The organism is Rhizobium sp. KNZ14-9A, assembly GCF_056755015.1.
Genome location: NZ_JBPGXB010000001.1, coordinates 78066 through 92681, shown reverse-complemented (window position 1 = coordinate 92681; position 14616 = coordinate 78066). Strand labels below are relative to the sequence as shown.

Annotated in this window: 12 protein-coding genes; 6 read left to right on the top strand and 6 right to left on the bottom strand. The window is 55.6% G+C overall.

Features of this window, described 5'->3' with window-relative positions; all coding sequences use genetic code 11:
- Positions 1-453 precede the first annotated feature (453 nt).
- Together ACR9ZQ_RS00425 and ACR9ZQ_RS00420 are read right to left on the bottom strand one after the other, a co-directional pair.
- Positions 454-930: an Lrp/AsnC family transcriptional regulator gene (locus ACR9ZQ_RS00425; RefSeq protein ID WP_481427255.1), complete on the bottom strand. Its 477-nt coding sequence runs from the start codon at positions 928-930 to the stop codon at positions 454-456.
- A gap of 656 nt (positions 931-1586) precedes the next feature.
- Positions 1587-2057, bottom strand: a complete 471-nt coding sequence (locus tag ACR9ZQ_RS00420) for a MarR family winged helix-turn-helix transcriptional regulator (RefSeq protein WP_481426520.1) — start codon at positions 2055-2057, stop codon at positions 1587-1589.
- Between the two features lie 142 nt (positions 2058-2199).
- Between ACR9ZQ_RS00420 and ACR9ZQ_RS00415 the strand changes: the two genes are divergently transcribed.
- The 3 genes from ACR9ZQ_RS00415 to ACR9ZQ_RS00405 all read left to right on the top strand — a co-directional run bounded on the left by ACR9ZQ_RS00415 (position 2200) and on the right by ACR9ZQ_RS00405 (position 5159).
- Positions 2200-2973 carry an alpha/beta fold hydrolase gene (locus ACR9ZQ_RS00415; RefSeq protein WP_481426519.1) on the top strand — a complete coding sequence of 258 codons (774 nt, stop codon included), beginning with the start codon at positions 2200-2202 and terminating at the stop codon, positions 2971-2973.
- 510 nt (positions 2974-3483) lie between these two features.
- On the top strand, positions 3484-4341 hold the full coding sequence (locus tag ACR9ZQ_RS00410; RefSeq protein ID WP_481426518.1) for an MBL fold metallo-hydrolase: 858 nt from the start codon (positions 3484-3486) through the stop codon (positions 4339-4341).
- A gap of 485 nt (positions 4342-4826) precedes the next feature.
- Positions 4827-5159 (top strand): hypothetical protein, encoded by a 333-nt coding sequence (locus ACR9ZQ_RS00405; protein WP_481426517.1) that lies wholly within the window; start codon positions 4827-4829, stop codon positions 5157-5159.
- Between the two features lie 270 nt (positions 5160-5429).
- On the opposite strand, the gene ACR9ZQ_RS00400 is transcribed toward ACR9ZQ_RS00405, so the two are convergent.
- On the bottom strand, positions 5430-6479 hold the full coding sequence (locus tag ACR9ZQ_RS00400) for a glutamine synthetase beta-grasp domain-containing protein (RefSeq protein ID WP_481426516.1): 1050 nt from the start codon (positions 6477-6479) through the stop codon (positions 5430-5432).
- A gap of 763 nt (positions 6480-7242) precedes the next feature.
- Positions 7243-8127, bottom strand: coding sequence for an MBL fold metallo-hydrolase (locus ACR9ZQ_RS00395; protein ID WP_481426515.1), 885 nt, complete (start codon positions 8125-8127; stop codon positions 7243-7245).
- Between the two features lie 1198 nt (positions 8128-9325).
- Here ACR9ZQ_RS00395 and ACR9ZQ_RS00390 point away from each other — a divergent pair.
- Positions 9326-10420, top strand: a complete 1095-nt coding sequence (locus ACR9ZQ_RS00390) for a polyamine ABC transporter substrate-binding protein (protein ID WP_481426514.1) — start codon at positions 9326-9328, stop codon at positions 10418-10420.
- Between the two features lie 750 nt (positions 10421-11170).
- On the opposite strand, the gene ACR9ZQ_RS00385 is transcribed toward ACR9ZQ_RS00390, so the two are convergent.
- Complete coding sequence (locus tag ACR9ZQ_RS00385; protein WP_481426513.1) at positions 11171-11518, bottom strand: hypothetical protein; 348 nt, start codon at positions 11516-11518, stop codon at positions 11171-11173.
- 568 nt (positions 11519-12086) lie between these two features.
- Between ACR9ZQ_RS00385 and ACR9ZQ_RS00380 the strand changes: the two genes are divergently transcribed.
- Together ACR9ZQ_RS00380 and ACR9ZQ_RS00375 are read left to right on the top strand one after the other, a co-directional pair.
- Positions 12087-12887 (top strand): outer membrane protein, encoded by an 801-nt coding sequence (locus tag ACR9ZQ_RS00380; RefSeq protein WP_481426512.1) that lies wholly within the window; start codon positions 12087-12089, stop codon positions 12885-12887.
- 448 nt (positions 12888-13335) lie between these two features.
- Positions 13336-14025, top strand: a complete 690-nt coding sequence (locus ACR9ZQ_RS00375; protein ID WP_481426511.1) for a phosphatase PAP2 family protein — start codon at positions 13336-13338, stop codon at positions 14023-14025.
- 217 nt (positions 14026-14242) lie between these two features.
- Here ACR9ZQ_RS00375 and ACR9ZQ_RS00370 read toward each other — a convergent pair whose 3' ends face one another.
- The gene (locus ACR9ZQ_RS00370; RefSeq protein WP_481426510.1) at positions 14243-14566 is read right to left on the bottom strand and encodes a hypothetical protein; all 324 of its coding nucleotides are present in this window, start codon (positions 14564-14566) and stop codon (positions 14243-14245) included.
- Positions 14567-14616: the final 50 nt, after the last annotated feature.

Sequence of the window (14616 nt, the reverse complement as noted above, 5' to 3'; positions counted from 1 at the left end):
CGCTCAAGTCGAATAGCGGGCGATCCGCTCCTGAAACTGGAGGGGAGACGCGGCTCGGATCAATGGAGATTGCGCCAACACCTTGGCGCCGTCGTGAGGCGGCGCAGCAGGTGTTTTTAAGGTGACACCCAGTTGCCTTTGCGATCATAGGACCGCCAATTTGCTCACCGGCATTTACGAGCGAGCGCTGAGGTATCTAAAACGATCGCCGACGGCGTCGACACAGCTTTCCGGACTTCTTGCGCTTACGCTTGTCGACAAGCTTGACGCCGCATGGAGATCATACGCACCGTGGCCGCACACGCGCGTGTGCGTTAAGCTCGGGAGAATAATCAGACTGGGCTGAAGAACGACCGCATGCGTGAGCTTGGACATTTGGAGACACCATGCAACTCACCTTTCAATAAAACAGGCCGGCGCCCTTCCCTGCCGATCCAATAAGGATCGACACGCTTAGAACGGCAATCTCGCGTTTTCCTTGACTTCCTTCATCACGAAGAAGGTCCGCGTCTGTCGAATGCCCGGAAGCGCAATCAGCTTTTGACCATGGAGCTTGTTGAAATCGGCCATGTCCCGCACCCTTATCTTCAGCAGGTAGTCGAAATCCCCGGCCACGAGGTTGCATTCCAGCACCTCCTTCATCACCATGACGGCACCCTCGAACTCTGCGAAGCTCTCTGGCGTCGAGCGATCCAAGACCACTCCAACCATCACCAGTGCGCCAAGCCCGATGGCCGCCGGCGCGACTTCGGCGCGAACGCCTGTGATGAAACCTTCCTCGAACAGTCGTTGCGTGCGCCGATGACAGGTGGCGGCGCTGACATTGACCTTTTCGGCCAGGTCCGCGTTGGTCAGGCGACCTTCAGATTGAAGCGCACGCAGGATTTTGAGATCGATCCGGTCAAGGGGATCCTCGGAAGATTCTTTCATTTTTTTCTTGTTCTGCATGCTTGTCCGTCGGAAAATCGGTGGATTTGAACCTAACTTCGATCAAATAAAACGCAAGTAAGAAAGCACCTTTCGCGCGTTGTGTCGTAGTTTGTAATGGAAAATTACGGAGATCCGAGATCATGTCACCTCCTCAGAACCTTGATCCATGTCGCCGAGTTGCGAGGTGGAGATCTGCGACGGGAGCACTACTGCAAATTATTGGCGGCCCAATTTCGTCTGCGCGTAAAACTGGGCAGGACGTGCGAAGTCGATGCCCTGCCTTCGGATCTCAAGGCGGAGATCGGGGGATATAAGGGACCTTAAAACCGTCAACTCGCACCCGCCGCCTTGCTGGCAATGATTCGCCACGCCACTCATGTCCGCAAAACAGGAGCAACGCATGCTAATTTTTCGGCGCCACGTGCGTCTCTTGTGTTGAACGTGATTGATATCGGGTGGGCTTTCACTTGCAGGGAGCCAGGAAAACCTCTGCGGATATGGCATCGCCAGAAGCAACCCTCATCGTCGGGATGCCATCGATCACAATGATAGTTTCACGGGCGCTTGAGGCAACATGTTGATCGTCACATTGGTTTCTCGGTTGTCTCGGGTTGGACCTCCGTCGATGTAGTGACAGCGAGCGCCTTCGTGCCCGCTCACGCTGGCGAATTGCGATCGCTCATGTGGCTGTAGAGCGCCTCCCGTAGATGCCTCACTTGTTCGTTAAGTGTCGCAAGTTGCGCCGACGTCTGCGCAGAGGCAGCCAGGAGTTCATCGCCAAGACATCCTGCGCGCGATGCCAGGTCTCGTCCCTTGCTCGTCAGGGCGACGAAGACTTGTCGCTCGTTTGCAGGATTGCGGGTCCTTTTGATCAGCTTGGCGGCCTCAAGGCGCTTAAGTATCGGCGTTATGGTGCTGGATTCAAGTTCGAGGCTCTCGGCAATCTCGCCTACGGATTGGTTGTCGGATCGCCATAGGACGTTGAGTGCAAGATATTGCGGGTAGGTGAGCCCGAGGTCATCGAGCAGGGTTTTGTAGAGGCGCTGGATCGCGATGCCTGCCGAGTAAATCGCGTAGCAAAGTTGGTCGTCGAGGGGGACTGGTTTGTCGTCTGTAATCTTAGGCATTGAGTGCTCCTTCGAGCCCAGCATATGCGCTAAAGTCGCGAAAAACAATATCGCGATAAATAATGGCTTGACAGGTTTTTAGCGTGCAGTTAGATATTAATTATCGCAATAAACGTTATTGCGATACAAAAGGAGAAGGTTCATGAATACCGCATTGATTGGCGCCTTGGCTGCGATCGGCGCTCTTGTTGTCATCGACACGGCAAGCGCACAAACAATTCCGCAAACCCAAGCCGTCAAGAACGTCATCCTTGTTCATGGTGCATTCGCAGACGGCAGCGGGTGGCGCTCAGTATATGACGATCTTACTGAGCGGGGATACAAAGTCACTATTGTGCAAAACCCGCTAACATCGCTTGCTGACGACGTTGCGGCCACCAACCGGGCTCTGGAACGACAGACGGGGCCAGTTATTCTCGTTGGACATTCCTGGGGTGGAACGGTCATCACAGAAGCTGGCGTTGATCCGAAGGTCGCCGGCCTCGTTTATGTATCTGCCCTGTCTCCCGATGCTGGCGAGACGACTGGCCAGCAATACGAAGGTTTTGCGCCGCAGACCGAATTCGTAATCGAAACCACTAAGGATGGTTTTGGATACGTAAAGCCTGAGAATTTCAAGATTGGTTTCGCCAATGATGTAAGCGATGCAGATGTTGCTTTCATGCGGGACTCGCAGATTCCGATCAATATGTCAGTTTTCGGTACAAAGCTCACCAACGCTGCCTGGCGGACGAAGCCAAGCTGGGCGGTGATTGCGACCGAAGACAAAGCCTTCGACCAGAAGATGCTGGTACATATGGCGGAGCGGATCGGCGCGAAGATAACCAAGGTTTCAGCGAGCCATGCGCTGTTCATGACGCAGCCGAAGGCCATCGCAGACACGATTGACGAGGCTGCCAAGGCTGCCTCGAAGTAAACGCAAAACTCTGTGGGGCGGCGCAAGCCGCCTCAGTCTCCGATGGTCGTCAGCGCCTGATGACTGAGTGGCCGTCACTATGAGGCAGGTTGGCCATCGGTCTGATGGCGGTCTGCCGCTGTCGGTCAGGCTGGTCTTGCATTTGCACGATTGGGATCACATGCCAAGGTCTCAACTACTTCTGTAATAGACAGGCAGAAATTTGAAACACTGGCGATATCGACTGCAACAAGTTTGGCGATGTCGAAACAGTGAGGCTGACGAAGGAGTACTCCCGTCGTGGTTCATCCGCAAATGTCGATGTCAATGGAATTACGGCGGACCAGCGGTTCGACTTCGGCGCGACAAGCCAAACGCCTGCCAATTGCTTTTAGTCCTTGAAGCGGCAGGCGGAGGCACCTCGCGTCACATTCGTACTTCTTCGGACCTGGGGGACGACATCGGGCTGATGACTACAGGCGGGCGGCACCAGTGCAATGATCACCAATATCTTATCGCGGCGGGAGACTGATGCGACCAAACGTTCACGGCATATTCCATCAGCCGACGGGATCGGTGCAGTACATCGTCTGGGATCCTGCCAGCCGCGCGTGCGCCATCATCGATCCGGTTCTCGACTTCGACAGAGGCTCGGCGACATTCAGCGCCGTTAGCGCAGACGAACTGCTTCAGTTCGTCTGGAGGCATGAACTGAAAGTGGAATTGATTATCGATACTCACCCTCATGCCGATCATATGTCGGCGGCGGCCTATCTTTCAGACCGCACCGCCTCGCCGACGGCAATCGGAGAACGGGTGAGTATCGTTCAGCACATGTGGCGGGAGCGCTACGATCTGCCGGAACTGGCCGTCGATGGACGACAATGGGACCGGTTGCTTCGCCATGGCGACACGATCACCATCGGCGGTGTCGACCTTGCGGTCGCATATGCACCAGGTCATACGCTCGCATCGATCATCCTTCACAATGAAGACGTGGCGTTCGTAAACGATACCGTTTTCTTGCCTGACGTGGGGACAGCTCGAGCCGACTTTCCGGGAGGATGCGCCGAGGAACTCTGGCAGACGATCTGCGCCATCATGGCACTTCCCAAACAGGTGCGATTGATGGTCGGGCACGACTATCCGCCGCAAGGTCGAATTGCTGCCTGGGAATGCTCGATCGATGAGCAGCGGGAAAATTGCCACCTTGTCGGGCGCTCCGCGGTCGATTTCGTCGCTTGGCGTAAATCGAGGGACGCCACATTGCCGCTCCCCGACCTCATGCTTCTCGCACTACAGGTCAATCTGAACGGCGGCCGACCTCCGCTCAAATCGCACGACGGGAGGCCATTTTTGAAGGTACCGGTTGATTCCACGCTTCTTTAAACGCTCACCGAAGCCGGCCTTTTGCCGAAGTCCGATGTCTCACTCACAAAGAAGCGGGTGCCGATCTTCACCGAGCTGTTCGTTAGCGATGAAGGAGGATAAGATGTTGCGTGCACGAGTATGCATCTCGTCACGGTGACCACGTTCATGCCAGATCAAGCCAACCGTGTACTCAGGGAGCCTTTTTCCTGGAAGCGCCAAGCCATCGAGCTCGTAGCGCCCGATTAGGCACTTTGCCGTTGTCACGGGGAGCATGCAGAACTGCATCGGTCTGCTGTAGTAGGCCCCCTACCGTATGTATACTGTGAGCGTTCGATCGCTCGGTGGTTGTATGAGGTCGAGTGCGTCGAGAGCGTTTGCAACGTTGGCGTTATTCGTTGCGTTGATAGGAAGCGAGGTGAATTGCGCGAGCTCGCTGTAATCGAATTCATGGCCCTTGCCTATGTGCCCTCTGCGACACAGGCATATTGTGGTAACTCCTGGCAGTGTTCGCCGAAAAAATCCGGCAGGTGCAGAAGCCGTATTTCCGGTCAACTTCGCCGTTTTCCAGTTTAACGAGCGCGTTTGTCAGGCCTATCAACGGACGCAAAGAGGTACTGGGCGTTTCCGAAAGTAGGATGTCAATTGCCAACGAGCAGCAGCGCCCGATGGTCGGGTATCGCCAAGGTAAGGCGTTCCGGTTCGGGAGGCGGGCGATCAACGTTCCGTCAATCGCCTGCGGTCTCGACCTTCGGGCGCAGCCTTATTGCGACAGGTTTCAACATAAAGCCGCGCTTGTCGACAACGACAAGTTCATCTCTAAAATGTTCTCGTCATGAGCCATGCGTGCTCATGACCCGACCAACGACATCGCTGAGACGATGAGGAGGCAGCTAAAACTGTCTCAAAGTATGCGCGACAACAAACAAGGGGGACGCCGAGGCTGTCCCCCTTGTTGCCATAGGCCGTTAATGCCTGACGACCTACGGGAAAGCGACGTCCATCTGGCAAATTGGCCATGGTATTTCATGGCCAATTTGCCGCTTGCGCCGCGAGCGTTGTTGGATTGCAGTCGATACCCCGAGCTCGAAGCAGGGCAATCGATGCGTTCAGCTTGTTGACGTCAACCTGCCTGCCTGTCGATACATCGGGACTTCCGAGATGGTCTTCAGAACCTGCGAAGCGATCTGGTAGGGGTCGCCCTGGGAGTTCGGGCGGCGATCTTCGAGGTAGCCCTTGTAGTCGTTCTTGACGAAGGAATGCGGAACACGGATCGAGGCGCCACGGTCAGCAACGCCGTAGGAGAACTTGTTCCACGGAGCCGTCTCGTGCTTGCCGGTCAGACGCTTGTCGTTGTCGGGGCCGTAAACGTTGATGTGGTCCATCAGGTTCTTGTCGAACTGCGCCATCAGCGCTTCGAAATAGGCCTTGCCGCCGACTTCGCGCATGAACTTGGTCGAGAAGTTGCAATGCATGCCCGAACCGTTCCAGTCGGTGTCGCCGAGCGGCTTGCAGTGATACTCGATGTCGATGCCGTATTTTTCGGTCAGGCGCTGCAGGAGGTAGCGCGCCATCCAGATCTGGTCGGCGGCCTTCTTGGAGCCCTTGCCGAAAATCTGGAATTCCCACTGGCCCTTGGCCACTTCGGCGTTGATGCCTTCGTGGTTGATGCCGGCAGCGAGGCAGAGGTCGAGGTGCTCTTCAACGATTTCGCGGGCAACCGAACCGACATTCGAGTAGCCGACGCCGGTGTAGTAAGGACCCTGCGGAGCCGGGTAGCCGCTCTCCGGGAAGCCGAGCGGACGGCCATTCTCGTAGAAGAAATATTCCTGCTCGAAGCCGAACCAGGCATCCTCGTCGTCGAGGATGGTCGCACGCGCGTTGCTTGCATGCGGTGTCACGCCATCCGGCATCATGACTTCGCACATGACGAGCACACCGTTGGTGCGGGCCGGATCGGGATAGATGGCAACCGGCTTCAGCACGCAGTCAGAGCTGCGGCCTTCAGCCTGCATCGTCGACGAACCATCGAAGCCCCAGAGCGGGAGCTGTTCGAGCGTCGGGAAACTATCGAATTCCTTGATCTGCGTCTTGCCACGCAGGTTCGGTACCGGGGTGTACCCATCGAGCCAAATATACTCGAGCTTATACTTTGTCATCGTCTTCCTCGTAATCGAACACAAGCGAGACGAGACATAAGCGAATAATGTTGCCGCTCGATTTTATTATGAGAAATTCCGCTTGCTTTTGTAATATTCCTGAAGCGAATTCCTGTGAGCGACTGCCTCGGACGATAATCCGGCGCATACTGACCCTATCACGGTCAATTCTCGAAAATTCTCGTCACCGCTTCGTGTCTTCGCCGATGGTTACGGGATCGAGGCTCCATGGATTTCAATTAGGATTTTGCACATTTCGGCGGCTGCTTTTCTACTTAAACCAGTGCATACTTCGCGACCAAATATAGCCGGCATTCGGGCATTGCGGTCCCACACTGTCCAGCGTTCGTGAAGATCCGATAGCTGGACGAATCTTGATGCGACCGGTTTGACGCCAGCGACGTCGGGGGCTTGACTGCGATGTGGGTCTTTTTTCATGCTAGTGCCGACAGATAGCTTGTAGGGGACTGTGCGCCTTCATCTTGTGCGCGCGATGAATCAGGCAGCTTTCAGGTCGCATGACGGATGATGCTCCAAGTACAATTCGGCTTTTTTCAATTTTTTAGCAGCCAGTTCTCGGCAGGCGTTGACCGCGGCAGCCATTTGTGTTTTTGCACTGTTTCATCAACAAGCAAGCAATGATGTCATGGCCAGAACGCCCGTTTGAGCCTCACTCAGGCTGCCCGCGAAGACATCAGCAGGATCGCCTTTCGATTTTCGCCTAGCCGTTTCCGTCTTGCTTAATTCGAGACATATCGAGAGCTCAGCCGCCTGCGGGTCGCTGATTGGTCCCTGGGCCAACGTCTGGATGACCGTTGAATATTCGATCGGTCGAAGGCAACCGCGCTCCGTCAAGGTTGATCTGGAGCGCCGCCAGCATGAGGTGCGGCAATGGCAATCGCTTGTCTCTCTGATTTCTCAGGGCCACAAACGACGCCAGATCCTTCCCCACGAGATCGATATTCGTTTCTGATTGTGCTCTTACAGATGTTTCCCATCGAGCCTTGCGACCGTTCGGACGGTAGTCGTGACCGATGAAAAGTCTGGTATCTTGCGGAAGGCTCAGGAGCGCCTCGATCGTATGCCAAAGCGCATTGGAATTGCCTCCCGGCAGATCGCAGCGCGCCGTACCGCTATCCGGCATCATCAGCGTGTCATGGATGAATGCAGCATCGCCGATAAGATAGGTGACAGAGCATGAAGAATGGCCTGGCGCAGCAAATGCCGTGAGTGTAAGTCTGCCGATGTTTATGGTATCGCCATGATCAAGTAATCGATCCCACTGAGAGCCATCTGTTCGAAGGCTGCCAATGTTGAAGATGTCGTTCCAGAGGCGCTGCATTTTCAGCACGCCTTTGCCGGTGCCCGTGGGAGCCTTGGTCACCTGGCTCAAATAGCCACTTGCGCTAACGTGGTCGGCGTGAGGATGTGTGTCCAGGATCCATCGCGTTCGAAGGGCGTTGGCGCAGATATAGTCAAGAAGAACATCGGCACTGCCCGTGTGAAAGCGACCTGATGCAATATCGAAATCCAAGACCGGATCGATAATCGCACATTCCCTGGTGGCGGGATCTGAAACCACGTACTGCACCGCTCCGGAGAGCGAATGGTAGAATGCCCGCACGCAAGGAGTCTCGGACTGGTCCATTTTAAGTCCATCGTTACTTGATCGTCGTCTATCCTCCCCCCTTTTCTTCTGATCGATATGATAGAATCATGCCATTTCGTATCAGATGTAACTCATCCCTAGGCAAGCGGCGCCTGCCTCCACCGGGGGGAAATCGCAATCCCCGGCGCAAGAACAAGTGCATATTGCGCGCGTGGGGATGGTCCCGTTCCGAGCGATCTAAGCGTTTCTGAAAAAGAGCTTCAGGCGGCCCGCCAGTTTGCGATGTGCGGTTACCACCCCGGACGCGGCGAGCGTATTGCTGAGCCAACGAACACAGAATGCATGACCCTGGGACCCAAAATTATCGGTTGGTTTTGATCGCGCAGATCCTCGCGTGCCGATCCTGTTGCAACTGAAAGCTTTCAGTCAATTTTGTGATCGGCTTGAAACATCGCTGGGAGACGGTTGGGGACCATGGAGTTCCCACATGCCCGAACATCAGCGTCGAAAAACGACAAACAAGAGACCGCCGCAGCTAAAACTTGTCTGGCCTTCAGAGGAGCAATCTGCAAGCCCGCCGCCAGCCGAAAAATGTTATGCGCGAGGCTTTGCACTCTTCGGTCTCGCATGGCATGTCACGCCTGAAAGTTTAACGGAGCAGCAGCGCATCTTGAACGAAAGCTGCGACGAACCAAACCCCCATGGTGCGATGACGTCCGTCCTGAACTGGATCCGAGGATGGCGACGTTAGCAAGCGCGAGGGCGTCATCACTGCTCGAAGGAGGTTCGAGGTCCTCCTGACAAGGCAAGAGATACGAAGCGGACATCGGCGTGACGGTGCGGAAAAAACGCATGCTGCAACCCGCTTTCGCCCAGCAAAGGAACCGCCTTCCATTTCTCGATCCCTTCGTATGCTGCCCGAGCGATGACGCTGCGAGCGCATAATGGGCACCATGGCGCACAAGTGGATTGGCGCTCCCCGGGTTCTCTGCATGTACTCGACACCATGCAGAGCCCTTTCGGGGGGAGCCCGCAGCGCACATTCCTGTTCATTGCCGCAAACCGACAATGCTGTGCGATCGCTTCTCGGCGCAGCACCAGCCTGGTCCGAGCCTTGCTGCAAATGAAACTGCTTGGCGCTGCTTTCACATCATTCAGAAACGGCCAGCAGACAGGCTGAGGATTGGTAGCAGACACCTTCGGGTCTGCCTTCTATCAACGTTTAAGCGGAGTAAGCATGAAAGTCGCAACCCATATCGCAGCCAGCTTGGTTGTCTCCCTCGGATTGGCACCTCAATCGATGGCGAGTGAGAGAGTTGTCCACGTATACAACTGGTCAGATTATATTGATCCGGACATCTTGGAGGAATTCACCAAGGAAACCGGGATCAACGTGGTCTATGATGTTTTCGATGATAATGGCATTTTGGAAACAAAGCTTCTTGCAGGCGGTTCAGGCTACGACGTAGTTGTCCCTGGTGGCCCGTTCCTTGCCCGGCAGATCGAGGCCGGTGCTCTTCAAAAGCTCGATAAGAGCAAGCTTCCCAATCTCGCCAACCTCTGGCCGGAAATCAACGATCGTCTCGCAAAATATGATCCCGGCAATCAGTATGCGGTCAACTATATGTGGGGAACCACCAGCATCGGATACAATGCCGACAAGCTTAAGGCTGTGTTTGGCGACACGCCCATCGATAGCTGGGACATCATATTCAAGCCGGCATACCTTTCAAAACTAAAGGACTGCGGCGTCAACATATTGGATGCCCCCGATGAGACCATCGCGCTTGCGATGAACTACCTTGAAAAAGATCCTGACAGCAAGCTGGTTGCCGACCTGGAAGCGGCGGCGGATTTGTACCGCAAGAGCCGCCCTTACGTTCGCACGTTTAACTCCTCGGCCTATATCAACGACCTTGCCAACGGCGACATCTGCCTTACGGTCGGCTGGTCCGGCGATATCCTTCAAGCCAAGGCTCGCGCGACTGAAGCGAAGAACGGGGTAAAAATCGAACTCGTCGTGCCGAAGGAAGGGGCATATGTGTGGTTTGACAATCTCGCCATTCCGGGGGATGCGAAGAATGTCGATGAAGCCCATGCCTTCATTAATTATCTCATGCGGCCGGATGTGATTGCCAAGGCGTCAAACTATGTTCAATACGCAAATGGGAATCTAGCCTCTCAAAAGTTGATCGACGAAATCGTTACCGGCAATCCGGCAGTATATCCGCCTGAAAAAACGATGGCGAAGCTATTTTCCATATCTCCTTACAATTCACATCAGCAAAGGCTTCTCAACCGGCTCTGGGTCAACGTAAAAACCGATTTTTGACGTTAAAAGACTCCGCTTTTCGATTCCCGCTTCTCCACGATCGCAAGCCTTTTGATCCCGTGGACAAGCTGTTGGTTCGGCGAACCAAAAGGAGCGATCTGCCGGGTAGACTTAGCGCCGCCGATTGCTTGGTGGCACCTGGTCCCACGATGCGCCAGGAAGGACCATCGCATAATATGGTGGTCCTTCTCATGCTCCTGACCTGCGTTTCCTCCGACAATTTGCCGTCTCGAAACTTGTTTCGATAGCCTTCGTTGAGAGCGGCAGGCAAAGATGCGGCCCGGCGAAGACCCGGTTCGCTGTGTGCAAGATAGAACGATCTCGGCCCTTGCGTGCGCGCCAGCCATCGGAACAGTGTTGCGTCGAGCTTCTCGTCGGGGAATATCCCAGCTCACGGCTTGCCGACCGGAATGTATTGCCATTGAATTCGTATCTACCGGCAGCTTCTGAAGACAGCCATCACCGTTAGCACCCGATCCTTGGCGCACCCACCGTCCCACCGTTCAACGAGTAACGCGCTGCCAAGTCGAGGCTCCGGCATTCGCTAGTGCAATCAGATACCGCGTTCCCGAAGCCCGCTTGCGGCCACCACGTCTGCGAACGGCGCGCTTGTCTTCTCCATAAATACGCTGCAGCTTCTTCAGTTTCCCGGCGAGGCCATGCCGAGCAACGGGTCCCGCAACCTGTCCACGCTACCGGTTGTATATCATCGATCGAAGGATTGGTATCGACCGCTCGCCCGATCCACCGTCAAAACTGTAATTTCTGAAAAATCGGAAGCGGCAACGCTTGTTCTATGACCAAAAGCAGACCGTAGAAGAAGACGACAACGACGCAGAATAGGAAGGCGGCTGCGGCGCATTCGAGCAGCAGTCGCTGCCTGTCCTCCTTTTGCTGCGCATCTGCCGAACTGCCCTTCTGCTCAACTCGCCGGAATTGTCTCGACGGGACGCAGTTCGTTCCTGAACCGGCGGAATTCTCGTCATTGTTGCCTGCGGCGGGTGGAAGACGAAGTTCGTGCAGCAGCGCTTTTTCGAGTTCGTCGGATGAAATCTGCAGCCGGTCGTTGTTGAGGGATCCGGTAAAACGCCTTGTCATGCTGTCTCTCTCCTCGAATAAATTGCAAGCCTGCTCATTTTTTGAGTGTTCGCTTGTGAAGCAGTCGAGGTCGAACGTTGCGTGACGATTGCTGTATCTGAGAGGGCCGTTTAATTTGTAACGGCGCTGGATCTTTGCCCGTCATACAAGGGAACTGCGGGCATCCGCATCGGCCCGCTACGCCCTCATCAGAACGGCGACCACAAAACCAGGGCCGTTCGCAGTCAGGTTTGGAGCTTCACCGAGTGAGGCGCTGCTGTCTCGTCGCTTCGCTGTCGGTGCCAAACCGGCGACCCTCGGTGGAGTGCATAGCGTGAAGCGCTGCGGCTCGGCAGCGATCAAGCTGGAATAACCTGCCGCCGGCACATTGTTACAAATCTAGCTGTTTCCACGCCGTCTCGAAACCAACAGCTCACGCGCTTCGCTCAACCATCGACCGTCTTCATCAAGCTTGGTGAGGATGGAAAGCGAATTGCGGCCAAAATGCCGATCAACCCGACGGCATGAGAGGCTCATTCTCAGCTGCTGCACAAGTGCCAGCCGGTTTCCCTCGATTCTGATAAGAAGATTGGATATTGCAATGCGTAACAAAACTGTAAGTCTGACGTTGGCCTTCATCTTGGCCGCTTCCTCCCTGGCAAACGCTGCAGACCCTTTTGAAGCGGCTCCGGCGCCCTCCGTCGAAGCGCCTGGCACCTTCTCCTGGAGCGGCTTTTATGTCGGCGTCAATGCAGGCTATGGCTTTGGCGGTGATGGAGACATTTCCTCTGAGGGACAGCTCGGGCCAAATGTTGCTAACATCGCAACCGGTGCGCGCCCGGGATCGGTAGATCTGGACCGTAACGGAATCCTTGGCGGAGGTCAGGTCGGCTACAACTGGCAAGCCGGCTCTTTCGTTTACGGCCTGGAAGCAGATATTTCCTTCACCGACCTCGATGACGATCGAAACATCGTGACGCCGCAGATCAATACGGGCCTTGCTCAAGGTAACGTTTTCCGCTCCGAGCTCGACTATCTCGGCACCGTGCGGGGCCGCGTGGGCTATGCCCTCGATCGCACCTTGTTCTACGGCACTGCGGGCCTCGCTTACGGCAGGAGCACGATGAGCGTGGATATGTTGGCCCCCAACGGCGTTCGACAGTTCGCTGGTGAGAAGACCGAAACGAACGTCGGCTACGCCGTCGGCGCAGGTGTTGAATATGCGGTGACAAGCAAGATCTCGTTGAAGTCTGAATATCTCTACTATGATCTCGGCGAGGAAAAACTGAACGTTCAGGCCATTCCGGGCACGGGCGTTGCCGGGGGATACGATTCCAAATTCAACAACGATGGCCATCTGTTCCGTGTTGGCCTCAATTACAAGTTCTAGAATCGAAAGTCGCGGCGCCTCCGGGCGCCGCGTTCTGCCACCCGTGTTGTTCACACACGTCCCCCAGATCGAACGCGTGGCGAGATGGTGCGGCAGACGCGGGCTTAAACCTCGATATCAAAGCTTTCGGCGAGATCGATAAAGGCCACCGTCTCGACCTTGCGGTGGCTTAAAGCATGTCGCGCCAAAGTGCACAGCGGTTCTGCGGTCACGACATGCGAAAAACAAAGGCTTGCAGCGTGGAAAGCCAATCGGAAAGATCGTCGCACGCTTTAGAGGTACGTGAACTGTGCTGCGACTGGTGGCGAACACGCCTGACCGGCATATGGAAAGACACAAAAATCCGCGGCACCGACATGGGCGCCGGCGCAAGGCATTCCCCGTGTGCCTGTCGCGCTATCGACCGGCCGCAATTATTGCGACGCGGCACAGTCGTCGTAGGTATCAAATGGAAGGCACGACATGCACTTTGACAAAATGCCCGCAATTGGAAAAAACCAAACGCAGCTGCTGGCTTAAAACAGGCCTTGACTTGAAGATGGTCGCCACTGCGCTCGGGTTTCTCGTACTCGCAGCGTTGACCGCCGTGATAGCCGACATGACAATTGCGGCGATGGTTCCCGCTCTTCCGGGTTGGATAAGGAGCTCCGCTGGCTGGATTTCCACGTTGACTGATCCGCTCGTCATCCTTCCCCTCGTGATAGGTGCTTTCATCGCCGGGAGAATTTTTCGCATGCTCGGTCTTGGAGGCCCGTTCGAACTGACGACGAGCCTTCTTACGCGCAGCATCTTGGCCATTGTGGCGGCCACGCTTCTCAAAGGCATTATCGGCCGTGCCAGGCCGAACGAAGCCTCCCTGGATCCCTTTCACTTTCAACCTTTCGCGGCGCAGGACATGTTTGCCTCCGCTCCTTCTGCGCAAGCCACCTTGGCAGCGGCCATAGGCTGCTCATTGGCCATGAGCTTTCCCAAGGCGACAATTCCTATCCTCGCGGCTGCTATAGCGATCTGCCTCTCGCGAGTGCTTGTTGGGGAGCATTGGACGAGCGACGTGATATTCGGCTGGGCCCTAGGCTGGGGCATTGCTATGGTGCTAAACCGCCGTCATGCTTCCGTCTTCGGAAAGCCTACTGGCTGACGGAGGAAGACGTGCGTTTCAGCGCCAGCCTACTCTCGCTCGGCCAGAGCGAAGGTCTCGTCGATCGGTCGAGGTGAAATTCGATTCCCTAAGTCAGCGGACGATTGCCGTCGCTATGGAGAAACGGGGCTCACGCCGGTCTGCTTCCGAATGCTCCAAATCAAATTCGCGGCCGGATCCCGGCGCTTCGCCGCTCCGGCCGCGTTTGTTAATGCGATTAATAATTGCAGTTATGAGGTCCGTTGGTCGGCCTGAAACCAAGGTTGCAAGCGCCCCTCAACGGCTTTGGTTGATAGGAATAGCCACCTCGTCCGAAGGCTTTTGCCGGATACCAGTAGCCGTCAGGGCCCTTCCGATAGCCGAAGCGTTTGGCACGAAAACCGCGATAACCGTTCCAGTAGCCTCGTTCCGTGTCCCGATAGCTTACTTCGACAGCGCTCGACGCTCTGTCATAAGACGCGGCAACGGCCTCGTTAACGGTCAGATCTGCAATCACGCATGATGCAGCGATGGAAAGGATTGCGAACAATCTCTTTGACATGAATTATCCTCTCAGACGTATCAATTCTATGCTCCGGCCGGATGCGCTGA

Coding starts and splice junctions, on each gene's coding strand:
- ACR9ZQ_RS00425 (WP_481427255.1), bottom strand. CDS start 930: ATGAAAGAATCTTCCGAGGATCCCCTTGACCGGATCGATCTCAAAATC.
- ACR9ZQ_RS00420 (WP_481426520.1), bottom strand. CDS start 2,057: ATGCCTAAGATTACAGACGACAAACCAGTCCCCCTCGACGACCAACTT.
- ACR9ZQ_RS00415 (WP_481426519.1), top strand. CDS start 2,200: ATGAATACCGCATTGATTGGCGCCTTGGCTGCGATCGGCGCTCTTGTT.
- ACR9ZQ_RS00410 (WP_481426518.1), top strand. CDS start 3,484: ATGCGACCAAACGTTCACGGCATATTCCATCAGCCGACGGGATCGGTG.
- ACR9ZQ_RS00400 (WP_481426516.1), bottom strand. CDS start 6,479: ATGACAAAGTATAAGCTCGAGTATATTTGGCTCGATGGGTACACCCCG.
- ACR9ZQ_RS00395 (WP_481426515.1), bottom strand. CDS start 8,127: ATGGACCAGTCCGAGACTCCTTGCGTGCGGGCATTCTACCATTCGCTC.
- ACR9ZQ_RS00390 (WP_481426514.1), top strand. CDS start 9,326: ATGAAAGTCGCAACCCATATCGCAGCCAGCTTGGTTGTCTCCCTCGGA.
- ACR9ZQ_RS00385 (WP_481426513.1), bottom strand. CDS start 11,518: ATGACAAGGCGTTTTACCGGATCCCTCAACAACGACCGGCTGCAGATT.
- ACR9ZQ_RS00375 (WP_481426511.1), top strand. CDS start 13,336: ATGGAAGGCACGACATGCACTTTGACAAAATGCCCGCAATTGGAAAAA.
- ACR9ZQ_RS00370 (WP_481426510.1), bottom strand. CDS start 14,566: ATGTCAAAGAGATTGTTCGCAATCCTTTCCATCGCTGCATCATGCGTG.